This is a genomic window from Flavobacterium sp. LC2016-01 (genome assembly GCF_009711135.1).
Classification (GTDB): domain Bacteria; phylum Bacteroidota; class Bacteroidia; order Flavobacteriales; family Flavobacteriaceae; genus Flavobacterium.
The window spans coordinates 128,463-150,273 of sequence record NZ_WMIC01000007.1; the positions used below are offsets into that span (position 1 = coordinate 128,463).

Consider the following 21,811-nt stretch of genomic DNA (forward strand, 5'->3'; position numbering starts at 1 on the left):
TACCTTAGCATCTTAGCAACCTTTTTTATGCTAAAGCAATTTTTAAATTTAAAATTATCACAAAAATTATCTCCACAGCAAATACAGCTGATGAAGTTAATTCAATTGCCTACGCAAGCTTTTGAACAGCGTTTATTAGAAGAAATGAACGAAAATCCGGCTTTGGAAGCGGGAAAAGAAGAAGAATACGAAGCTGATGAATTCGCCAATGAAGACTACGACGATTATGATGATGCAGAATCGGACAGAATCGAAGCAGACGACATTAATATTGACGAATATCTAAGCGACGACGATACGCCTGATTACAAAACTCAGGTTAACAATTATAGTGAAGACGAAGAACGCGAAACGCCTTTTGCTTCGCCAATCAGTTTTCATCAGGATTTAATCAATCAGCTGAATACTTTTATACTAAATGACCAGGAACGTGAAATTGCTGAGTTTTTAGTGGGAAGTATTGATGATATGGGTTACATCCGCAGAAGCGTTCCGGATATTGTAGACGATATGGCTTTTACTCAGGGAATTTATACTGATGAAGCAATGGTCGAAAAAATGCTTCATGTCATTCACGAACTAGAGCCTTCGGGAGTTGGCGCGCGTGATTTGCAGGAATGTTTATTATTACAATTAAAGCACAAAACACCAACCGAATATGTTGATTTAGCGATCGACATTATCGAAAATCAGTTTGATGCTTTTACGAAGAAACATTACGATAAACTTTTACAGAAATACAGCGTTTCGAATGAACAGCTAAAAAAAGCAATTCACGAAATTGAAAGATTAAACCCAAAACCGGGCGGATCTTTTACCGGAAATAATAAAGTAACAGAAAACGTGGTTCCTGATTTTGCCATCAGAATTGTGGACGGCGAATTAGAACTGACTTTAAACGGAAGAAATGCTCCTTCCCTGCACGTTTCTAAAGATTATCAGGAAATGATGCAGACGTATAAAGATTCTCGTGATAAATCGACTGCACAGAAAGATGCGGTTCAGTTTATAAAACAGAAACTGGATTCGGCCAAATGGTTTATTGATGCGATCAGACAGCGTCAGGAAACGCTTTTTGTAACGATGAATGCAATTATGCATTATCAGGAAGAATTTTTCCTAGACGGCGACGAAACCAAACTAAAACCGATGATCTTAAAAGACATTGCGGATATGGTTGGTTTGGATATTTCGACAATTTCGCGTGTGGCGAACAGCAAATACGTTGAAACGCCATACGGAACAAAACTGATCAAAGAATTTTTCTCTGAAGCGATGAAAAATGATCAGGGTGAAGATGTTTCGACTTTAGAAATCAAAAAGATTCTGAAGAATACCATTGAAGAAGAAGATAAAAAGAAACCGCTTCCAGATGATCAGTTGGCTGATATTTTAAAAGAAAAAGGTTATCCTATTGCAAGAAGAACGATTGCAAAATACCGTGAACAATTGGATATTCCAGTAGCAAGGATGAGGAAGAAAATTTAGGTTTTCTTTTAACCATATAAGAAATATAAGTTCATTTAAAAATAACAAACCCGGCAAATTTTAAAAATTTGTCGGGTTTACTTTTTTCTCTCTTATTCTTGCGATTAAACTGGACTGAAGTCCAGCTCTACAATATGGATCGAGCCTCCGGCTCTTTTTTAGTTCCGAAGGAACGAATTATTTTGTAGGGCCCGATTTTAATCCGGTTTAATGTTGGTATTTTGATTTAATACAAAAAAACAAACCCGACAGGTTTTAAAAACCTGTCGGGTTTAGCAACGTAAACGTTTCAATTATTTATATTGATCCGGCAATATTTTCACGGTAAACAAAAACACCTTCTTTTTGTCGCTATAACTATAAATCAAAGTATAATCATTATCTCTAAAAACTTGAAGACCCGGATTTGCTTTAGCTGTGCTTAAAAGGCTTTTTTCGATTTCATCCTTAATTAAGTTTACATCTGCCGTTGTTTTTTCAACATTGAGCAAAGTCAAATTATATTGAACAACTTGTTCTTTTTGCAGAGTTACACTGTCTAAACGAATGCCATCCTGAATCGCCAGCGGACAATTTTTATTGTATTTCCCAACTAATTCAACAATTTCAGTTTTTACTTCATGTTTATTTTCGGAAAGATAAAATTGAAAAAAAACAGCCAAAACAACCGCAATTCCAATAACAGTTAATAATAATATATTTTGTTTTTTACGGCTTTGTGTTTCTTTCATACTATATAAATCTTTAAATAAAATTTGAATTTTATTTTTCTTGAATTTTCTTCATTGCATTGTAATACGCCGCACGGCTAAGCGGTTCATATTCCTCGGTTTCACCCAACATTACCAATTTGTCGTTATCCGTTTTACGGAAACTGTAATTGGCCAAATTTCCGGTTCTTGTGCAAACAGCATGAACTTTCGTAACATATTCCGCCGTTGCCATAAGTCCTGGCATTGGCCCGAAAGGATTTCCTTTAAAATCCATATCCAATCCGGCAACAATTACACGAATTCCTTGATTAGCAAGATCATTACAAACCGTAATAATTTCATCATCAAAAAACTGAGCTTCATCGATTCCAATTACATCACAGCCTTGTGCCAGAATAGCAATATTCGCAGCGGCTGGAACTGGCGTTGAACGAATTTCGTTGGCATCGTGAGATACCACCATTTCGTCATGATAGCGGGTATCAATAGCGGGTTTGAAGATTTCGACTCTTTGTTTGGCAAATTGGGCGCGTTTTAATCTGCGGATTAACTCCTCGGTTTTACCCGAAAACATTGATCCACAAATAACTTCAATCCAACCAAATTGTTCTTTGTGATTTACTGTATTTTCGAGAAACATTTTGTATTTTTCTACCTTTAAAAATGAATAGTTTTTATTACTTTGTACTGGTAATAAATTGACGCAAAAAATCGCTGTTTTACGTTTTTTCAAAAGTAGAAAATTTTTATCAAATCGGAGATTGGTAAATGCTTATTAACAGAAATAATAAAGATATCGCGTTGATTTCCTCCCGTACAAAAGACATTCAATTACAAAATATATTAAAATACCCCTATTCACTATAATTTCAACAGCTATGAAAAAAAAATTGGAAGCCGATTTAATCAGCATTGCACATCGAATTTTAAAACTTAAAAATAAATCCGATATCAATCAATTGTATCTTGAAACGCAGAAATTATATGAGAAACTGGCGGTTTTAAAATTTGTAGAAGAAAATTTCTCCGATGCAAAACCAACCATCAGCCACAGCGAAATCACTTCTGAAATCGAAACTATTTTTGAAAAAGAAGAAGTAATTCCGACTGAAGTTAAAGCTGAAACTCCAATTGAAGAAACTCCAGAACCAGCAATTGTTGAAGAAATAATCGCTGAAATTCCAGAAGAGACAACACCGGAACCAATTGAAGAAGAAGTTCAGGAATCCGTTGAGGAACCTATTATTGAAAAAGTGGAAGAACCTGAAGCGGTCAAAGAAACTGAACCTGCTGAAATTGTTAAAGATCCAATTATTGAAAAAATCAAAGAAGCTGTTTCTGAAGCTAAAAAAACAATCGAAGCAACTAAGGATCTTTCGTTTACAACAATAAACGAATCAAAACCAATTCCGGATTTTAAACCCGCTTTTGAATTGGAAAAGCCAGCAGAAAAAGAAGAATCAAAAATTGAAAGCTCATCAAAATCAAATCCTGTTCCAATTGCATTTGAAGATTTCGGAATCAATTACGCCGATGCACAATTTGTAAAAGTAGACAGTTTTGAAGCCGTTTCTCCAACTCCAACATTTGAATTTGAGAAAAAAGTGGAGACTGCCGTTTTAGAAACTCCATCTGAACCAAAAGCAGTTACTTTAAACGAAAAACTAGCAAAAGGTTTCCACGTTGATTTGAACGACAGAATCGCTTTCACTAAAAATCTTTTTGGAAACAGCACTGAAGATTACAGTCGTGTTTTAAATCAATTACTGACTTTTGATACTTATAGTGAAGCAAAGGAATTTATCGAAAACATGGTAAAACCAGATTATAATAATTGGGAAGGAAAAGACGATTATGCAGAACGTTTTCTTGGAATTATTGAGAAGAAGTTCTCATAAAAACCTTAAACAGAAAATAAAAACTAAAATTTAAAATTTCTTTCAATAAACAAATGAGCCTTAAATCTATAATTTTCAACACCTTATTTTTTCTAAGTTTAATTGTTACCAGTTGTTCGAATTCAGACGATGATTCAAAAAACATACTCACAGATAAAGATTGTAGTAAGATTGTTATTATACCCGATGCAAATTTTAAAGCAAAATTGCTAACGGCTACAGATGACATTAATTCAATAGCTACAAATTTAGAAGGTTATCAATTTAAAATAGATGCAAATAATGATGGAATAATACAAGTTTGTGAAGCCGAAAATGTGAGCATTCTTAAACTGGATTATGCCAACATTACAAATTTAGAAGGATTACAGGCATTTAGAAACTTGAAAGGGCTATATGTCAACAACAATAAAATCACAACGTTTGATATTTCAATTTTTAAAAAGCTTGAAGAAGTATTTTGTCAATTTAACAATATCACACAATTAAACGTTCAGGGATTAAGCAAACTAAAAAGATTTTTATGTTCTGACAATCAACTAACATCACTGAATTTAAAATCATTGCCAAGTTTGGAAATTGTTGAATTTGTATCGAATAAAATTACAGACTTAAATATTGAAAATTCTAATAAAATTAGATATATGAGAGCAAATTATAATTTAATTTCTTCGATATCTGTAAAACATTTATCTGATTTAGAATATTTAGACATCATAGATAATGAACTGACTTCTTTAGACGTTAGCGGTTTGACTAAATTAAACACATTACAATGTGACTCAAATAAAATAACTAAAATAAACGCTTCAAATTGCACAAATTTAAGTCAGTTGCATTCTGATCATAACCTAATGACAGAACTATTAATCGACAATTGTACTAACTTGGATTTTATTGATTGTAGCGGAAATAAATTAACATCTTTAAGTCTAAAAGGATTTAAAAAATTGTATAACATCAATTGTTCATTCAATCAGCTAAAGACGCTTGATGCACGCGACAGCCCTTTATTGTCTTACTTAGATTGCTATTCAAATAATTTGCAATCGTTAGTTGTTAGAAGTAATGATCCATACGCAAGATACTCGCTTAACTTTAATCCTAATTTGAGCTCAATTTGTTGTAGTCCTGCTGAAGTTTCAAGAATTCAAACTGAAATCAATACATTGGGTTATAATTGTACTATTACCACAAACTGTTTTTAATTACAAAATATGTCAAAATTATATATCGTTCCAACGCCGATCGGCAATCTTGAAGACATGACTTTTCGTGCTATTCGGATTCTAAAAGAAGTCGATTTGATTTTGGCTGAAGATACTAGAACAAGCGGAAAACTCTTGAAGCATTTTGAAATTGGCACGCACATGCACAGCCATCACATGCACAACGAGCATAAAACCACCGAAAATTTAATTGCACGTTTGAAAGCTGGCGAAACTATCGCTTTAATTTCAGACGCTGGAACTCCGGCGATTTCAGATCCGGGATTTTTATTGACACGTGCCTGTGTCGAAAATAAAATCGAAGTGGAATGCCTGCCAGGCGCAACAGCTTTTGTTCCCGCTTTAGTCAACAGTGGCTTGCCAAATGATAAATTTATTTTTGAAGGTTTTCTGCCTGATAAAAAAGGACGCCAAACACGTTTTTTGGCTTTAGCCGAAGAAACCAGAACGATGATTTTATACGTTTCTCCACATAAACTCGTTAAAACATTATCTGAGTTTATTCAGTATTTTGGAGAAGATCGACAAGTTTGCGTTTCAAGAGAATTATCAAAATTACACGAAGAAAATGTACGCGGAACCGCAAAAGAAGTTCTAGTACATTTTGAAAAAACAGCACCTCGTGGCGAAATTGTCGTTGTCGTTGCCGGAAAAACCATAGAAAAAGAAGCTAAGAAAAGTAAGTATTCTAAGGGCGAAGAAGAATAAATAATTATTTCGGCCACAGATTAAAATCCTTTTAAATCTGTGAAATCTGTGGCAAAAAAAATCAAACCATAATCATGAGCATTCAAGCCTTTTTACAAAAAGTAAAACAAACTCCAACTCAAATCACATTTCCTGAAACTATTGCCGTAATCGAGGAAAACTACAATTTTACACCAACTGCTTTTCAAAACGGAACACAGCATAACGCTGCCGGAGAAAATTCTGGTTCTTGTAAATTATTTTCTTTCGCAAAATTGCAAAACCTAAGTAAAGAAGAAACTTTAGCTTGTTTTGGCGCTTTTTATTTTGAAGAAGTTTTAGGAGATCCAAACGGAACAAATCACCAGAATATTAGAAATTTCATCAACTTAGGCTGGGGCGGAATTAAGTTTGAAGGAAATGCTCTCGAATTAAAATAAAACAATAAAATTATTCGTTTGTCAGGCTGAGCGTAGTCGAAGCCCTTTCACAATACTAAGAATCTCGACTCCGCTCGATTTGACAAACAACAAATAATTATTTACGTTACTGATTAAACGATTTTAGAAATCAACAATCTAAAATCCAAAATCTAAAATCCAAAATCAACCCATGCGTTGGACAATAAAAACAAAACCTTCTGAAGATAAAATCAAACATTTGGCGCAAGCCTTAAATGTAGAAGATTTTGTAGCAACCCTTTTAATTCAGCGTGGCATTGAAACTTTTGAAGACGCTAAGAATTTCTTTCGTCCTTCTTTAGAACATCTTCATGATCCATATTTAATGAAAGATATGGATAAAGCGGTTTCCCGAATCGAATCAGCAATCGAAAATCAGGAAAATATTCTGGTTTTTGGCGATTACGATGTTGACGGAACAACAGCAGTTTCTTTGGTTTCTTCCTATTTAAAATCACATTATCCCAATATCGCAACTTACATTCCAGATCGCTATGATGAAGGTTACGGAATTTCTTTCAAAGGAATTGACTTTGCCGACGATAACGGATTTTCATTAATTATTGCGCTCGATTGCGGCATAAAATCAATTGATCATATTGCTTACGCGAAAGCAAAAAATATCGATTTCATCATTTGCGATCACCACCGTCCAGGAGAATTTCTTCCAGATGCGGTTGCGATTCTTGATCCAAAAAGAGATGACTGCTCTTATCCTTACGATGAATTATGCGGCTGCGGTGTTGGTTTTAAATTGATTCAGGCTTTAGGTCAAAATCGAGATGAAACCATAGAAGATTTAATTCCGTATTTGGATTTAGTTGCAACAGCAATTGCCGCTGATATTGTTCCGATAACAGGAGAAAATCGAGTTTTGGCCTATTTCGGATTACAGGTAATCAATAGCGAACCAAGACCTGGAATCAAAGCACTTGTTCATCAAGTAAAAAAGAAAGTTTTAGACATTACCGATGTTGTTTTTATCATTTCGCCCCGAATTAATGCTGCAGGAAGAATCAAACACGGAAATCACGCTGTTGAATTGCTGACCGAATTTGATTTTGAGCAAGCGCAGCAATTTGCTTCAGAAATCGAACAATATAATGCCGACAGAAAAGATTTAGATAAAAAAATTACAAAAGAAGCCTTTCAGCAAATTTTAGATAATAACGAAGTTGAACGCTTTTCAACCGTTGTTTTTCAGGAAGACTGGCACAAAGGCGTTATTGGAATTGTGGCTTCAAGATTAATTGAAACCTATTATCGCCCAACTTTGGTTTTTACTAAAAGCGGTGACAAATATGCTGCTTCTGCCCGATCTGTAAAAGGCTTTGATGTGTATAACGCACTCGATGCCTGCGCAGCACATTTGGAACAATTTGGAGGACATATGTACGCTGCCGGAATGACGCTGAAAGCCGAAAATTATCAGACTTTTAAAGACGCTTTCGAAAAACAGGTTTCAGCAACGATTCAACCAGAAATGCGAACTCCAGAAATCGAAATTGATGCAGAAATCAATTTTTCGGATATTACCCCAAAACTGATTCGGATTTTAAAACAATTTGAACCATTTGGTCCGCAAAATATGACGCCCGTTTTCATGACTTCGAATGTAAAAGATACTGGTTATGCTAAAACTTTAGGTTCAGAAGAGGAACACTTGAGACTATTTGCTAAACAAATTAATTCAGACGGAATAGCTGCAATTGGCTTTGGACTCGGAAAAAAAATAGATCTTACAAAAAATCAAAATACATTTCAGCTCGCTTATTGTATAGCTGAAAATGAATGGAACGGAAACATTTCAACACAGCTTATGCTGAAAGACATCAGAACAAATGAAAGATAAATCAAACAAGCCAGATCCGTATCAGGCACTTCGTTATAGAGAATTCAATGTATATTTAGTATTGCGCTTCTGCATGGTTTTTGCCTGGGCAATGCAGTTTATCGTGATAGAATGGGAAGTTTACAGTTTAACTAAAAATCCGCTTTCACTTGGAATTATAGGTTTAATGGAAGTTATTCCGGCCGTGGGAATGGCATTATTTGCAGGACATATTGTCGATCAAAGCGAAAAGAAAGGATTACTGCTAAAATGTATTCTGGGATTTTCTGTAATTAGTTTTGGATTGTTTTTATTGACTTGGCCAAAAATTGTTGGCGATTTATCTCAAACTGTTATTTTATATTCCATTTATGCTTTAGTCTTTTTAGGCGGATTAGTTAGAGCATTTTTAGGTCCAACAACATTCTCTCTTCAATCACTAATTATTCCTAAAAAAGTATATCCAAATGCTTCTACCTGGAGTAGTTCAGTTTGGCAAATTGGAGCCGTTATGGGACCGGCGGTGGCAGGATTCTCAATTAACTGGATTGGGGTTCACTGGTCAATGTGTTTGGTTTTTGGATTTTCTCTTCTTTCTTTAATTGCTCTATCACAAATCAGTACAAAACCAATTATAAATCCGAAGATTGGAGAATCAATAAAAGACAGTCTTACTGAAGGATTAACTTTTGTATTTAAAAACCAAATTGTTTTAGGCGCCTTATCGCTTGACATGATTGCTGTACTTTTTGGAGGCGCAGTAGCATTATTGCCCGTTTTTGCTCAAGACATCTTAAAAGTCGGTTCTGAAGGATTTGGAATATTAAGAGCTGCTCCTGCAGTTGGATCTTTTATTACAATGCTTGTTTCTGCTTATGTCCCTTTATATAAAAATGCTGGAAAGAAACTGTTAGTGGCCATATTTGTTTTTGGATTATCGATCATCTTATTTGGTCTTTCTACGTCGTTCTGGCTTTCTGTTTTTGCTTTATTTTTGAGCGGACTTGCGGACGGAATTTCTGTAGTTATCCGCCAAACGATTTTACAGCTTAAAACTCCCGATCATATGCGTGGACGCGTTGGTGCCGTAAATTCGATTTTTGTTGGATCATCTAATGAATTAGGTGCTTTTGAAAGCGGTGCAACTGCAAAATTGATGGGAACGGTAACATCTGTTGTTTTTGGAGGAAGTATTACCCTTTTGACCGTTTTAGGCTTTGGTTTTATATCTCCTACTTTTAGAAATTTAGATCTGAAAAAAGATATGGATGAGCATCATAATCAGGAGTAATGAAACAACTACTATTTATTGCTTTTTTGATTACATCCACTTTCGTAAATGGACAAAATCTTTATATCAAAACCTACGGAAACGAAAAGAACAAACCAGTAATTTTCATTCATGGCGGTCCAAGCGGCAACGCAACTTTATTTGAAGCAACAACAGCTCAAAATCTCGCTGATCAAGGTTTTTATGTAATTGCTTATGATCGAAGAGGCGAAGGAAGATCTGCTGATCCTAATGCGAAGTTTACTTATGAAGAAGCTTTTCAGGATCTAAATGCTATCTATGCAAAATACCACTTAAAAAAAGCCGTTTTGCTTAGTCATAGTTTTGGAGGATTGGTCGCAACACTTTATACAAATAAATATCCGCAGCATGTCAGCGCTTTAGTTTTGGCGGGTGCTTTATTTTCTCAGCAAGAAACTTATGATCATATTTTAAATAGGCTGAAGAAAAAATACAGCAACGATTCTGAGCAATTAAAGAAAATAAGTACAGTAGAAAATCTGGATAAAAATGCTGCCGAATACAGAAAAGGATGCTTTGATCTCGCAAGCGAAAACGACTTTTTTAAAATGCCGAATCCAACTTCAGCTTCTAAAAAATTATATGCCGATTATGAAGCCAGCGAATTTTTCAAAACCAATATTCGGAACAAAAATGCACCATTGCTTTTCTATCAAAATGAAAAGCAAAATAACATCGACAGCAGACCTTTTTTAAAGGAAATTAAAGCTTCAGGGGTTCCCATTTTTGCTATTTACGGAAAAGAAGACGGCATTTTTTCATCGGAACAAATTAATTCAATTAAAAATTTAGTCGGCGAAAATCACTTTGCATTTCTTGACAATTGTTCGCATTATCTATTTGTAGATCAACAAAATGAGTTTCTTATTCATTTAAAAAAATGGCTAAAATAATTTAAAAAATCACCTCAGTGATATAAAAATATTTTGAATCACTCTTACCCTTGTATTAAATTACATTATATCACTAATAAGGTTTAAGTTTTTTCATTTTTTATGATTTTTTTATTTAGAATTAATATAAATAATATTTATATTTGTCTGAATAAAAGGATTTACGATGAGAGAAATAGAACAGATATATCATAATAATTTTGGGATAGCTTTTTATTGGAAACAAAATAACCAAACCATTCTTGACAAAATACAATTGGTTTTTAAGGAAACTGGCTTTTATTTTACAATTGCAGAAATGAATCACTTTTGTGATTTGATTGAAGACAGCCTTATTGAAAACGCCTGTTGTGAAGCCTGCGAATTAAAATATTCCTGCCATAAATTTTTATTGAAAACACCATATTCTTCAATTGATTTAGCCGTTTCTATGACTGAATTAAAATCAATCAAGGATTTAGTTGAAGGTTCTCTTTTCCGAATTGAATTAGATGAATATGTTTATGGCTCAGGCTTAAATTAAGAAACATTCTAAATATTTTAACAGCATTTTTTCATTATTGAAATATATTTTGATTTTCTTCAAAAAAAAGTATATTTACGGCAATGAAAAAATATCGCATTCTTTTTGCCCTAATCTTTTTGGCTGTTTGTTTTACCAGCTGCAAAAATTCATCTGACGATTATATTGACCCGCGAGGCACTGATTATGCGGGCTCTGAAAGCTGCATACAATGCCATCAGACACAATATGATATGGCTTTAAAAAGTTCTCATTTTAAAGCTACTGCTCCGGCTATTTCAGGAAATGTTTTGGGAGAATTTGATAAAGGTGATCACACTTTTATTTATGACAAAGACACCAAATTAGTAATGGAAAAACACGGTGACAGTCTTTTTCAGGTTTTATATAAAAACGGGAAAAAAGTCGAGGCGCATAGTTTTGATATTGTTTTTGGAATTAAACATGCCCAGACTTCAGTTTACTGGCGAAACAACAATACTTACGAACTCCCGCTTTCATACTATAATGCCATAAATAACTGGGCAACAAGTCCAGGTTTCCCGGCTGACAAACCTTATTTTGACCGAATGGTAGTAAAAGACTGTTATTCGTGCCACGCCTCAAATGCCAGCAGCCGAAGCGTGAATCAAAATTCTGCAGAAAAAAACATGATGTCTATGGATGTTGAAGATATCATCAAAAAGGAAACAATTGTTTACGGAATTGACTGCGAAAAATGTCACGGTCCGGCAAAAAAACATGTTGAATTTCATTTAAAAAATCCAAATATAAAAGTCGCCAACAGCATTACGAGTTTTAAAAATTTAAGCAGACAGCAAAGACTGGATGCCTGCGCGCTTTGTCACGCTGGAAATGACGGAATGAAAATGAAATCGCGTTTTGATTTTAAACCTGGAGATAATTTAACTGATTATTACAGAGCAACCAGAAGCGTTACAGATACAGCAAAATTTGATGTTCATGGAAATCAGTTTCGTTTGCTAGCACAAAGTAAATGCTTTATCAACAGCGAAAAAATGGACTGTATTACGTGTCATAATCCGCATGAAAATGCGTCTAAAAACATGGCATCGTACTCAAAAATATGCATGAGCTGTCATCAAGGTTTAAAACACAATGAAAAAACGCTGCAATTAATGCCTGAAAAATTATTAGCTTCTAATTGTGTGGAATGTCATATGCCGAAAAAAGCATCAGGATCAATTAAATTTCAGCTTTCAAGCAGTAAACAGCTTTCAGAATATATCCTGAGAACTCATAAAATTGGAATTTATCCAGCGAGTTCAAAATAATCCATTCTTTCACCTTTGGACTTTCGACTTTCTAAATTACTTTTCGAATTTTTTAAGTTCGAAATTTTCACCGTCAAAAACGCCGTAGGTAAAATAACCAATCCAGTCACCAAGATTCACATAATTAGAATTTTCTCCAACCGGAATAATCATTGGCAAATGACGATGTCCGAAAATGAAATAATTATAGTGTTTTGTTTCGAGTTTTCGTTTGGCGTATAAAACCAGCCATTCGTTTTCTTCACCAAGAAATTTTACATCTTCGTCGCCAGAAATTAGTTTGTTCTTAACCGATAAATATTGTGCAAGACTTACACCAACATCTGGATGAAGCCAGCGGAAAAGCCATTTTGAAAACGGATTTGTAAATACTTTTTTCATTCGTTTATAACCTTTGTCCCCAGGACCTTTTCCGTCACCGTGGCCAATTAAAAAGGTTTTTCCGTTAAAAGTAAATTCTTTATTATCGTGATAAACCGGAATATTCAATTCGGTTTCAAAATAATCATTCATCCAAAGATCATGATTTCCAACAAAAAAATAAATTGGAATCCCGCTGTCACGAATTTCCGCCAGTTTGCCTAAAATGCGCACAAAACCTTTTGGAACAACCGTTTTATATTCAAACCAAAAATCAAACAAATCACCCAGCAAAAAAATAGCTTCAGCATCTTCTTTAACCTCATCTAACCACGCCACAAATTTCTTTTCGCGCGGTAAACTCAATTCAGGAGTTGGCGCACCAAAATGCTGATCTGAAGCAAAATATATTTTTTTCATTTAGGTTTCTAGATTGTTAGATTTTTAAACTTTTGTCTCTTCGAGTGAAGCAGAAGAGTTTGGAATTTGGAACTTAAAAAATTGGAATTTTACAAATTATCACTTGCGTACCATTCCGCGAAAGAAGATTCAGTTTCTTGAAGTTTTAAGGAGAAAAGAGAAATTCCTTTTGGAAGTCTTGCTACAATTCTTTCAGCAAAATCAACCACCATATTTTCACTTGTTGGCTGATAATCGACTAAAATTACGTGATGTCCACGGTTTTTCAATTCGTTTGCCAATTCGATATGCGGCGTCGTCTGATTAAAAACAGTTGCATGATCAAACTGATCGACGATTTCTTCTTTTACAATTTTCTTTAGGTCCGAAAAGTCAATTACCATTCCGAATTTCACATTCGATCGATCCGTAATTGGCGAACCAATAACGGTTACCGACAATTTATAACTGTGTCCGTGAACGTTCTTGCATTTTCCGTCGTAACCGTACAAAGCGTGGCCGGTTTCGAAACTAAATTGTTTTGTAATTCTGATATTACTCATCGATGTTTAATTTTAAGCTTGCAAATTTACAAATTAATAACCGTTTTCGTCTCTTTTTTTAGCACGCTTATACATCCACAAAGCAATTCCTCCTAAAATTAGGAACGGAATAAAAGATCCAATCACAACACCAATCTGATAACCGCTGTCTGGAGCATTCTTAATTTTCTCTGCAACGTCAACTTTTTGCAGTAATGAAATAATATACATATTCGAAAATTTGATTTAAATACATAGATACATAGGTTTTTTTCTTCTGAAAAGGTAATTGAAAGAAACAGGTTTCTAACACAACAGATAGTTGCTATGTTTGTTAATGCAAGTGAAACGCCTTTTTTTGCGGTTCCAAAAGCTATGTTTCTATGTGTTTAAAATTATTAGTATTTCTTATTTTTTAAACTGAAGCAAAGCATTTCGGCTAAAATCAGACAAAACCAGTTTTCCAGTAATTTTAGCACGCTCTATTAAAATCGATTCCCATTGCTCCGTTCCTTCCCAAATGATTTTTTTCATTTCAAACAAAGCTTCCGGATTATACGAACTTAACTTCTGAGCAAAATTTTCTACTTCAATATCCAGTTCATCTGCATTGTGAAGTGATGCATAAAGTCCGTTTTGAAACGCCCATTCAGCCGATTTCCATTCATGCGCCGCCAAAGTCATTTCGGTCATCGCTCTTTTCCCAATTTTACGAGAAACAGCCGGTTCAATCACAAAAGGTCCAATTCCAATGGCTAATTCAGATAATTTTACAGTGCTTTCCGGCGTTGCAAAAACATAATCACAGGCCGAAATAATTCCGACACCGCCACCAACAGCTTTTCCTTGAACGCGCCCAATGATTAATTTATTGCAATTGCGCATGGCATTAATCAAATGAGCAAAACCGGAGAAAAATTCCGTTCCCTGCTCTTCATTTTCAACCTGTAAAAGTTCATCAAATGAAGCTCCGGAACAAAAAACCCTGTTTCCCTCACTTTTTAAAATAATAACCGAAACAGTTTCATTTCGGCTTAACAAATTAATTTCGGCCGTAAGACGATCCAACAATTGACGCGGAAAAGAATTACTCGCAGGATGACCAAATTGAACGGTTGCAATAGTATTTTGAAAAGAAGTTTCTAAACTTCCGTTTGCATTTTCTAAACTCATAAAAAAACAGATTTAAAAGTAAAGTTACGCTTTTGAAAAATAATACTCCCGAAACTCTCCGAAATTTGTTTTTTGAAAATTATTTGACTTTATTTGCTTACGCTTTGGGGGATTAGCTCATTTGGCTAGAGCGCTACGCTGGCAGCGTAGAGGTGATCGGTTCGAATCCGATATTCTCCACAAAATAAAAAACCCTTGTAAATTCTTTTTACATGGGTTTTGTTTTTTTAGAAATTCTAACTATTTCTCATCTGCCGAATCATCAGCATCAACTCTCTTCTTTTCTGCTTTCTTAAAATCGTTATTCAGCAAGTTTTCCAATTTCTTCTTTTCCTTCAAATTTTTTCTGATCGTCAACACAACCAAAACAACAACCAAGATTGCCACAATTCCTATTATGTTCCAATTAACATCCATAATTTAAATTTTAAACTAAATATAGCGATTTAAAACATGTTGCATATTATCAGAATGTTAAGTGTTACTTTATCTTATAACGATAGAAGTTTGCCTTATTGTGGTTATTATATTCTCAAAATAATTACACTTTCACATTTCATTTAATATACTAACCATGAAAAAATTAATTTTATTACTTAGTCTTGTAATCATAACTGCATGCTCCTCTTCAAGCGATGATGATTCAGGAAAAGCAAATACAACGGGAGACAGTTTTAATCCGCCTGCTTGGATTATAGGAACTTGGAAAGATACAGGTGCAACAACTTATAACTTCACAAATGATGATATAATTTGCACAGTGAGTGGAAGCAGACTTTCGTTCAAAGATCAAGCAAAAAGCCTTAAAGACGCCAAAATTACTTATAGTATCAAAGAAACAAAAACGGACAACAGCTACGTAGCAGAGTTTAAATTTTCAGCCGGTACTACTATTTTCAGTTTCACCAAAACAGCTGATAATAAAATGACATCAGACGGGTATTTATCTGGAAATTATACAAAACAATAATTCAAAAAATCAATCATTAAAAGCCGTATTCCTTAACTGAAATATGGCTTTTTTCTTTTTAAGAAGCAGAATTATTCATTTTCAAAACACGTATTGTCCCGCTGTCCACTATATCTTTTATGGCGAACCCCGCCATAAAAGGATGCCGTTTCCATCGGGGCTAGATTAGACATTTTTGTTTTTATTAGACCTTTTTTAATTGTACAATTATTGTAAAGACACGTATTACAAATCCTTGCTATCGGCATTATTACTTATTTTTTAGCCTATCAATGTAGAAAAAAACTGATGCCCAAAGTAAACTTACAAAAAGGATAAATATTCTAATAGCGACAAGTTTTACATCGGCATATCCTCTGAAAGCTCTAATTTCAAAAGCATTGGTACTGATAAACTGTATCATGCAATAAATAAAAAAAAGTGCAAAAATTAAGGACAATATCTTATATATGAATCGACTCATTTCCTAATATACAATTTTACTTAATCAAAAATCCCATCTAATAGAACCACAAAAATACCTGTTATTTAAAATAAGTAAAAATCTTTTTATTTTTTGCAAAAAACAATTTGAACGCATTAATTCAAAAGTTTTTTCGCACTAAATTAACTATTAAGCAATTTTACCACTGTATCAGAGTGCTATTTTAAATAAAAACCAAAAATTTAACCTTAAATTGAGAATTAATCAACATGTTGTTTGTACTTTTGCACAAAATTTGAGTACAATAGGAATCTAAAGAAGACTGAAGCACACTCAAATCTTTAAGAAAACAACAAGTATCTGTTTTTGAATTAAGTATCATTTTTAAATATTTCTGAATTAGTACCCTGAAATTATTAAGATATAAAATTCATATTATAGATAAATACCAAAAAGAGCTATAACTTTTGTTATGGCTTTTTTTTATTAAAAAATCTACTTCAATAAAAACCCCATCCTGATACTTCCATAAAAATACCCTGAATTAGTATCAATTCCAGGATCTTTCAATTCTCGGCCACGGTATAAAAAAGAGTATGAAATATTGAATTTGTTGTGGCGGTATTTCAAACCAAATTCAGCGTTGAAGCGAAGCGGTTCTAAATCAAAAGTTATCGGGCTTGTGTCACTGAACATGCTTCCCTCAATCGTAGCATCATAAAACTGATAATTGATACTCGGCATCGCGTAAAAATAGAATTCGCGGATTTCATACTGCGGTGCTGCACTTACCGAAGCGTCATGCAAATTGGAATCGTAAATAGGAAGCAGTTTTTTGAATCCTATTCGGGTTAGAAATCCTGTAGAAACTCCGCTAAAAATAGTTCCCAAGTTAGCTTCCGATTGAAAATGAAGATCTATAAAATCATTGTGTTTGCTCGGAAACAATTTCTTAGAATACATAACATGTGCCTGCACAGCAAGAGCATTATGAAGCTGATTTTCCCATCCAAATACTTTTTTGTAACCGATAAGATGATGAAAACTTTCCTGAGTTTCACGGCCAAAAGCATTTGGTCCCATATAACCCAATTGAAAATCAGTTTTTAAAACCGATTCGCTTTGATAAAAAAAACTGCGTCCGGCCTCAGCAAAAAGATAACCCGTAAACGGACGGTCATTAATATCGACAGCTGTTTCATTAATAAACCTCGGATTGTAAATATATTGCCCGAGTCGAAATTCGGTTATTTTTTTATTGATTTTTTCGTTTTCGTTCTTTGATAAATAACGGTAAAAAAGTTCTAAACCATTAGTATAATACATATCGTTTTTAGACGATGTGTACAAATCATTATCAGAAATAAATCCAAATTCTTTTGTATTTCCCTGTCCGAAAATCAAAGTTGATGCCAGCAGAAAAATTGCAAAAAGGGCGTTTTTATTTCCCATCATAATTTACTTTTTTCCCAATGTAACGCATCTCGCGAACAATTCTTTCTTTTCTTCTATTGATATAACTAGACGAACCTGTAGCTTTAAATTTTCTAGGATTTGGAAGAATGGCAGCTATTCCTGCGGCCTGCATTGGCGTCAAGCTTGAAGCATCGCGTCTGTACCAATGTTCGGTTGCAGCGTAAGCGCCATAAACACCGTCGCCCATTTCGATACTGTTCAAATAAACCTCCATGATTCTTTCTTTGCCCCAAATTACTTCAATTAAAATGGTAAAATAGGCTTCAAGACCTTTACGCAGGTAACTTTTTCCTTGCCATAAAAAAACATTTTTAGCTGTCTGCTGTGAAATGGTACTTCCGCCTCGAATTCGGCGGCCGCGCTCGTTGCTTTTATATGCTTTTTGAAGTGCTTTAAAATCAAAGCCATTATGTGATAAAAAAGTTCCGTCTTCGCTGGCGATTACGGCTTTTTGAAGATTCATCGAAATTTTATCAATTGGTTCCCAGTCATGATCAAAATAAACTTCTTTTCCTGCCATCTTGTTTTCAATGGCACGAATAATCATCAAAGGTGTAAAAGGTACGGGCACAAATTTAAAAAAGACAACGGAGCCAATTGACAATCCAAAAAACCACAATATTGCCTTAATAAAAAACCATTTAACTTTTTCGCCAAAGGTTCTGTTTGTTTTCTTTTTTGCTGTCGGCTTAGCTTTGCCTGCTGCTGTTTTTTTTTGTATTGGTTTTCTGGTTACTCCCATTATATTAAATCTGCTAATTCTGTTCCTATTAAACTTCCTATCGCCACGCCCATTCCGCCTAAACGCACGCCACAGCACACATTTTCAGAAAGCTGCGTCACAACAGGATTCTTACTGTTTCCAACTCCCATGATGCCGCTCCAACGATGCGCAATCTGGAAATCCTGATTTGGTAAAATTACATTTTTCAGCAAATCTTCCAATTTATTTTGAATAATTTTCGTCTGTCCAAATTCAGTTGTGGTTTCTCCCTCAAAATCAAGATTTCGGCCACCGCCAAGTAAAATTCGGTCACCAATATTTCTGAAATAATAATACCCTTTATCTAAATGAAACGTTCCTTTTATATCTAAATTGTGAATGGGTTCGGTAATCAAAACCTGTGCTCTTGCCGGTTTTACAGCGCCATTTGTCAATGATCCCGCAAAACCATTTGTCGCAAAAAGCAGTTTTTTGGTTTTAAAACTAAAATCATTTAAAACAACTTCAACATCATTTCCTGAATCTGAATAAGAAGTTACCGTCTGCTGATTTAAAATTAAAATATCTGCCGAAATTGCTTGCTTCAACAATTCCTGCATCATATTCCCAGTATCGATTTGTGCTTCAAACGGATTAAAAATCAAATATTCCTGAATGTTTTCAAAGCCAAAACGATCTACTTCTTTTGAAAAGACATCGGCTTTAAAAAGCGGTTTTAAAACTTCATTTATAAATGGAATTTTCGAAATACATTCACTGAATCCGAGTTCATCTTCTTTCAGAAATAATTCATAACCGCCGTGAGGCTTAAAATCAATTGCCGAATCTCCGAGCCTTTTTCTAAGCAATTGCAAACCCTTCCAGCGTTTTTCGATAAGCGCTACAACATCATCTTCTGAATGCGTTTTTAAATCGTCCATAATTTCAGAAAGACTTCCAAAACAGGCAAAACCTGCATTTTTCGTACTCGCGCCTTGTGGCAGCATTCCGCGTTCCAAAACTAAAATTTTAGCCGCAGGAAATCTTTCGCGCAGGCGCAAAGCCGCATGAAGACCCACTATACCACTGCCGACAATGGTATAATCTACATTTGTGAACCAGTTTTTTATTTCCCAATAACTTAATTCCATAAATTTTTTATGCTAAAAAATAAATTCCAATCTTAAAAATTCCAAATTCCAAACTTGGGTTAAATTACAATTTTTTTAAATTCCAAATTCCAAGCTTTACCTTTAAATTTTTATTTGCCGCAAATTCATGAATTCATCATAGAAAACTTATTGATCAGCTTTGGAATTTGGAATTTCCTTTGACTTGGAAACTTTAACATTAAATTGGAATTTGGAATTTTTGCTCTATTGGAATTTTAACAATTTTGGATTTTAAATGTTGTATTTTTAGCTCCACAAAAATTAGAATATTTATTATGAAAAAAGTAGTAGTAACAACCTTAATAATGATGAGTTTAAACGCTATCGGACAGAATGTGATGTCACCGGAATTGTTATGGAAATTAGGAAGAGTAACTCCACTCGGACTTTCGAAAGATGAAAAAAATGTTGTTTTCAAGGTTTCAACACCTTCTGTAGAAGAAAACAAATCGAATTCTAAACTGTACATCATTCCTGTAAATGGCGGAACAGCAACTGAAATCAAAGACACAAAAGAGATTTTAAAAGACAAAAATGTTTCGCCAGACGGAAAATTTTTAGTTTATAATGAAGAAGTAAAACTTGACAAAGTTTTAGGAAAAGATTTTTATCCAAATCTTACTAAATCTGATGCTCAAATTTATAACGGTTTAGATTACCGTCATTGGGACACTTGGAACGAGGGAAAATTCAACCACGTTTTTTATAAAGAAAACAAAGACGGGGCAAAAGGAATCGACATTTTAAAAGGTGAAAATTTTGATTCTCCTCAAAAACCTTTTGGAGGTGACGAAGATTATATTTGGTCGCCAGACGGAAAAAGCATTTTGTACGTATGCAAGAAAAAAGCAGGAACTGACTATGCCATTTCTACCAACACAAATATTTATGAGTACAATTTAGAGACTCAAAAAACAATCAACAGAACCGAAGATAATCTTGGTTATGATACAGCGCCGCAATTTTCTCCAACAGGAAATTTAACTTGGCTGCAAATGAAACGTGACGGTTATGAAGCTGATAAAAACGACATTATTGTTGAATTTAAAGGAATCAAAACTAATTTAACGGCAAACTGGGACGGAACTGTAGATCATTTTATCTGGAGTAAAGATGGCAAAAATGTGTTTTTTGTTGCTCCAGTTGACGGAACAAAACAACTTTTTACGGTAAATTTTCCAGGTTTGACTAAAATGGCAATTAATGTTCGCCAGATCACAAACGGAGATTTTGATGTAGCTGATTTAGTAGGTTTTGTGGGCGATGATATCATTGTTACAAGAACTGACATGAATCATGCAGCTGAAATTTTTTCTTATAATTTGAAGAAAAATACTTGGAAACAAATTTCAAATGTAAACACAGATACTTACAAAACATTAACATTAAGCAAAACGGAGAAACGCTACGTTACAACAACAGACGACAAAAAAATGCTGGTTTGGGTAATTTTGCCTCCTAATTTTGATGCTTCAAAAAAATACCCAACTTTATTATTCTGCCAAGGCGGACCACAAAGTGCATTGACACAATCGTATTCTTTCCGTTGGAATTTCTCTCTTATGGCTGCGAAAGGTTATGTAGTAGTGGCACCAAACCGTCGCGGAATGCCGGGACATGGCGTTGAATGGAATGAAAAAATCAGTAAAGACTGGGGCGGACAAGTTATGGACGATTACCTTTCTGCAATTGATGATGTTGCAAAAGAAAGCTATGTTGACAAAAGCCGTTTAGGCTGTGTTGGCGCTAGCTACGGAGGATATTCTGTATTTTATTTAGCGGGAATTCACAATAACCGTTTTAAAACTTTTATTGCTCACGATGGCGTTTTCAATACCGTTAGTATGTTAGGCACAACTGAAGAAGTTTTCTTCAACAACTGGGATTTTGGCGGACCATATTGGGAAAAAGATAACGCTGCAGCGCAAAAATCATATACAACTTTTAATCCAGCAACTTTGGTACAAAACTGGAACCGTCCAATTTTGATTTTCCAAGGAGGAAAAGATTTCCGTGTGCCAATTGGGCAAGGTCAGGAAGCTTTTCAAGCAGCACAATTAAGAGGATTAAAAAGCCGATTTGTTTATTTCCCTGATGAAAACCACTGGGTATTGCATCCGCAAAATGCACAGGTTTGGCAAGGTGAATTTTTCAAATGGCTGAGCGAAACATTATAACATAAGTTTTCATAAGCATTTAACTGCCACAGATCTTTATATAATCTGTGGCAGTTTTGTTTTACAAACCTTTGAATTATATAAC

The 21,811-nt window shown here is 34.4% G+C and carries 22 protein-coding genes and 1 tRNA gene; 13 read left to right on the forward strand and 10 right to left on the reverse strand.

Going from position 1 to position 21,811, the window contains the following annotated elements:
- Positions 1-27: 27 nt before the first annotated feature.
- A complete protein-coding gene (gene rpoN / locus GKZ88_RS15475; RefSeq protein WP_155103256.1) occupies positions 28-1,488 on the forward strand; it encodes an RNA polymerase factor sigma-54 in 1,461 nt (486 codons plus the stop codon).
- Positions 1,489-1,781: 293 nt separating this feature from the next.
- On the opposite strand, the gene GKZ88_RS15480 is transcribed toward rpoN, so the two are convergent.
- Positions 1,782-2,219, reverse strand: coding sequence for a hypothetical protein (locus GKZ88_RS15480; protein WP_155103257.1), 438 nt, complete (start codon positions 2,217-2,219; stop codon positions 1,782-1,784).
- Positions 2,220-2,250: 31 nt separating this feature from the next.
- Positions 2,251-2,841 carry a thymidine kinase gene (locus GKZ88_RS15485; RefSeq protein WP_155103404.1) on the reverse strand — a complete coding sequence of 197 codons (591 nt, stop codon included), beginning with the start codon at positions 2,839-2,841 and terminating at the stop codon, positions 2,251-2,253.
- Positions 2,842-3,079: 238 nt separating this feature from the next.
- Between GKZ88_RS15485 and GKZ88_RS15490 the strand changes: the two genes are divergently transcribed.
- The 9 genes from GKZ88_RS15490 (at position 3,080) to GKZ88_RS15530 (ending at position 12,330) form a co-directional block, all read left to right on the forward strand.
- Positions 3,080-4,099 carry a hypothetical protein gene (locus GKZ88_RS15490; protein ID WP_155103258.1) on the forward strand — a complete coding sequence of 340 codons (1,020 nt, stop codon included), beginning with the start codon at positions 3,080-3,082 and terminating at the stop codon, positions 4,097-4,099.
- Between the two features lie 53 nt (positions 4,100-4,152).
- A complete protein-coding gene (locus tag GKZ88_RS15495; RefSeq protein WP_155103259.1) occupies positions 4,153-5,307 on the forward strand; it encodes a hypothetical protein in 1,155 nt (384 codons plus the stop codon).
- A 9-nt stretch (positions 5,308-5,316) separates the two neighbouring features.
- Positions 5,317-6,036, forward strand: coding sequence for a 16S rRNA (cytidine(1402)-2'-O)-methyltransferase (gene rsmI, locus GKZ88_RS15500; protein WP_155103260.1), 720 nt, complete (start codon positions 5,317-5,319; stop codon positions 6,034-6,036).
- Positions 6,037-6,110: 74 nt separating this feature from the next.
- The gene (locus GKZ88_RS15505; RefSeq protein WP_155103261.1) at positions 6,111-6,455 is read left to right on the forward strand and encodes a HopJ type III effector protein; all 345 of its coding nucleotides are present in this window, start codon (positions 6,111-6,113) and stop codon (positions 6,453-6,455) included.
- 172 nt (positions 6,456-6,627) lie between these two features.
- Complete coding sequence (recJ, locus tag GKZ88_RS15510) at positions 6,628-8,328, forward strand: single-stranded-DNA-specific exonuclease RecJ (protein WP_155103262.1); 1,701 nt, start codon at positions 6,628-6,630, stop codon at positions 8,326-8,328.
- Complete coding sequence (locus tag GKZ88_RS15515; RefSeq protein ID WP_155103263.1) at positions 8,318-9,598, forward strand: MFS transporter; 1,281 nt, start codon at positions 8,318-8,320, stop codon at positions 9,596-9,598. The genes recJ and GKZ88_RS15515 overlap by 11 nt, the downstream gene beginning before the upstream one ends.
- Entirely contained in the window at positions 9,598-10,512 is a 915-nt protein-coding gene (locus tag GKZ88_RS15520; RefSeq protein ID WP_155103264.1) for an alpha/beta hydrolase, read from the forward strand. The genes GKZ88_RS15515 and GKZ88_RS15520 overlap by 1 nt, the downstream gene beginning before the upstream one ends.
- A 166-nt stretch (positions 10,513-10,678) precedes the next feature.
- A complete protein-coding gene (locus GKZ88_RS15525) occupies positions 10,679-11,035 on the forward strand; it encodes a hypothetical protein (RefSeq protein WP_155103265.1) in 357 nt (118 codons plus the stop codon).
- Positions 11,036-11,118: 83 nt separating this feature from the next.
- On the forward strand, positions 11,119-12,330 hold the full coding sequence (locus tag GKZ88_RS15530) for a cytochrome c3 family protein (RefSeq protein ID WP_155103266.1): 1,212 nt from the start codon (positions 11,119-11,121) through the stop codon (positions 12,328-12,330).
- A gap of 36 nt (positions 12,331-12,366) precedes the next feature.
- Here GKZ88_RS15530 and GKZ88_RS15535 read toward each other — a convergent pair whose 3' ends face one another.
- The 4 genes from GKZ88_RS15535 to GKZ88_RS15545 form a co-directional block, all read right to left on the reverse strand.
- A complete protein-coding gene (locus GKZ88_RS15535; protein WP_155103268.1) occupies positions 12,367-13,110 on the reverse strand; it encodes a UDP-2,3-diacylglucosamine diphosphatase in 744 nt (247 codons plus the stop codon).
- 89 nt (positions 13,111-13,199) lie between these two features.
- Positions 13,200-13,652, reverse strand: a complete 453-nt coding sequence (locus GKZ88_RS15540) for a 6-carboxytetrahydropterin synthase (protein ID WP_035653234.1) — start codon at positions 13,650-13,652, stop codon at positions 13,200-13,202.
- 33 nt (positions 13,653-13,685) lie between these two features.
- Entirely contained in the window at positions 13,686-13,862 is a 177-nt protein-coding gene (locus tag GKZ88_RS22365) for a hypothetical protein (protein WP_196216482.1), read from the reverse strand.
- Positions 13,863-14,039: 177 nt separating this feature from the next.
- A complete protein-coding gene (locus GKZ88_RS15545) occupies positions 14,040-14,804 on the reverse strand; it encodes an enoyl-CoA hydratase/isomerase family protein (protein ID WP_155103270.1) in 765 nt (254 codons plus the stop codon).
- 106 nt (positions 14,805-14,910) lie between these two features.
- On the opposite strand from GKZ88_RS15545, the gene GKZ88_RS15550 reads away from it, so the two are divergent.
- Positions 14,911-14,984, forward strand: a tRNA-Ala gene (locus GKZ88_RS15550).
- A 60-nt stretch (positions 14,985-15,044) separates the two neighbouring features.
- Here GKZ88_RS15550 and GKZ88_RS22370 read toward each other — a convergent pair.
- Entirely contained in the window at positions 15,045-15,221 is a 177-nt protein-coding gene (locus GKZ88_RS22370; RefSeq protein ID WP_196216483.1) for a hypothetical protein, read from the reverse strand.
- 157 nt (positions 15,222-15,378) lie between these two features.
- On the opposite strand from GKZ88_RS22370, the gene GKZ88_RS15555 reads away from it, so the two are divergent.
- Positions 15,379-15,774 (forward strand): hypothetical protein, encoded by a 396-nt coding sequence (locus GKZ88_RS15555; protein WP_155103272.1) that lies wholly within the window; start codon positions 15,379-15,381, stop codon positions 15,772-15,774.
- Positions 15,775-16,693: 919 nt separating this feature from the next.
- Here the strand turns inward: GKZ88_RS15555 and GKZ88_RS15560 are convergent.
- Genes GKZ88_RS15560 through GKZ88_RS15570 form a run of 3 tightly spaced genes read right to left on the reverse strand, consistent with a single transcriptional unit; the run spans position 16,694 to position 19,528 of the window.
- Entirely contained in the window at positions 16,694-17,653 is a 960-nt protein-coding gene (locus GKZ88_RS15560; protein WP_196216484.1) for a lipid A deacylase LpxR family protein, read from the reverse strand.
- Complete coding sequence (mtgA, locus tag GKZ88_RS15565) at positions 17,640-18,416, reverse strand: monofunctional biosynthetic peptidoglycan transglycosylase (protein ID WP_155103274.1); 777 nt, start codon at positions 18,414-18,416, stop codon at positions 17,640-17,642. Before mtgA ends, GKZ88_RS15560 begins: the two co-directional genes overlap by 14 nt.
- Positions 18,416-19,528: an FAD-dependent oxidoreductase gene (locus GKZ88_RS15570; RefSeq protein WP_155103276.1), complete on the reverse strand. Its 1,113-nt coding sequence runs from the start codon at positions 19,526-19,528 to the stop codon at positions 18,416-18,418. Before GKZ88_RS15570 ends, mtgA begins: the two co-directional genes overlap by 1 nt.
- A gap of 296 nt (positions 19,529-19,824) precedes the next feature.
- On the opposite strand from GKZ88_RS15570, the gene GKZ88_RS15575 reads away from it, so the two are divergent.
- Positions 19,825-21,726 (forward strand): S9 family peptidase, encoded by a 1,902-nt coding sequence (locus GKZ88_RS15575; RefSeq protein WP_155103278.1) that lies wholly within the window; start codon positions 19,825-19,827, stop codon positions 21,724-21,726.
- The last annotated feature ends 85 nt before the right edge of the window (positions 21,727-21,811 follow it).

Excerpts from the sequence above, each read along its gene's own strand:
- rpoN (WP_155103256.1), top strand. The coding sequence starts at position 28 with ATGCTAAAGCAATTTTTAAATTTAAAATTATCACAAAAATTATCTCCA.
- GKZ88_RS15480 (WP_155103257.1), bottom strand. The coding sequence starts at position 2,219 with ATGAAAGAAACACAAAGCCGTAAAAAACAAAATATATTATTATTAACT.
- GKZ88_RS15485 (WP_155103404.1), bottom strand. The coding sequence starts at position 2,841 with ATGTTTCTCGAAAATACAGTAAATCACAAAGAACAATTTGGTTGGATT.
- GKZ88_RS15490 (WP_155103258.1), top strand. The coding sequence starts at position 3,080 with ATGAAAAAAAAATTGGAAGCCGATTTAATCAGCATTGCACATCGAATT.
- GKZ88_RS15495 (WP_155103259.1), top strand. The coding sequence starts at position 4,153 with ATGAGCCTTAAATCTATAATTTTCAACACCTTATTTTTTCTAAGTTTA.
- rsmI (WP_155103260.1), top strand. The coding sequence starts at position 5,317 with ATGTCAAAATTATATATCGTTCCAACGCCGATCGGCAATCTTGAAGAC.
- GKZ88_RS15505 (WP_155103261.1), top strand. The coding sequence starts at position 6,111 with ATGAGCATTCAAGCCTTTTTACAAAAAGTAAAACAAACTCCAACTCAA.
- recJ (WP_155103262.1), top strand. The coding sequence starts at position 6,628 with ATGCGTTGGACAATAAAAACAAAACCTTCTGAAGATAAAATCAAACAT.
- GKZ88_RS15515 (WP_155103263.1), top strand. The coding sequence starts at position 8,318 with ATGAAAGATAAATCAAACAAGCCAGATCCGTATCAGGCACTTCGTTAT.
- GKZ88_RS15520 (WP_155103264.1), top strand. The coding sequence starts at position 9,598 with ATGAAACAACTACTATTTATTGCTTTTTTGATTACATCCACTTTCGTA.
- GKZ88_RS15525 (WP_155103265.1), top strand. The coding sequence starts at position 10,679 with ATGAGAGAAATAGAACAGATATATCATAATAATTTTGGGATAGCTTTT.
- GKZ88_RS15530 (WP_155103266.1), top strand. The coding sequence starts at position 11,119 with ATGAAAAAATATCGCATTCTTTTTGCCCTAATCTTTTTGGCTGTTTGT.
- GKZ88_RS15535 (WP_155103268.1), bottom strand. The coding sequence starts at position 13,110 with ATGAAAAAAATATATTTTGCTTCAGATCAGCATTTTGGTGCGCCAACT.
- GKZ88_RS15540 (WP_035653234.1), bottom strand. The coding sequence starts at position 13,652 with ATGAGTAATATCAGAATTACAAAACAATTTAGTTTCGAAACCGGCCAC.
- GKZ88_RS22365 (WP_196216482.1), bottom strand. The coding sequence starts at position 13,862 with ATGTATATTATTTCATTACTGCAAAAAGTTGACGTTGCAGAGAAAATT.
- GKZ88_RS15545 (WP_155103270.1), bottom strand. The coding sequence starts at position 14,804 with ATGAGTTTAGAAAATGCAAACGGAAGTTTAGAAACTTCTTTTCAAAAT.
- GKZ88_RS22370 (WP_196216483.1), bottom strand. The coding sequence starts at position 15,221 with ATGGATGTTAATTGGAACATAATAGGAATTGTGGCAATCTTGGTTGTT.
- GKZ88_RS15555 (WP_155103272.1), top strand. The coding sequence starts at position 15,379 with ATGAAAAAATTAATTTTATTACTTAGTCTTGTAATCATAACTGCATGC.
- GKZ88_RS15560 (WP_196216484.1), bottom strand. The coding sequence starts at position 17,653 with ATGATGGGAAATAAAAACGCCCTTTTTGCAATTTTTCTGCTGGCATCA.
- mtgA (WP_155103274.1), bottom strand. The coding sequence starts at position 18,416 with ATGGGAGTAACCAGAAAACCAATACAAAAAAAAACAGCAGCAGGCAAA.
- GKZ88_RS15570 (WP_155103276.1), bottom strand. The coding sequence starts at position 19,528 with ATGGAATTAAGTTATTGGGAAATAAAAAACTGGTTCACAAATGTAGAT.
- GKZ88_RS15575 (WP_155103278.1), top strand. The coding sequence starts at position 19,825 with ATGAAAAAAGTAGTAGTAACAACCTTAATAATGATGAGTTTAAACGCT.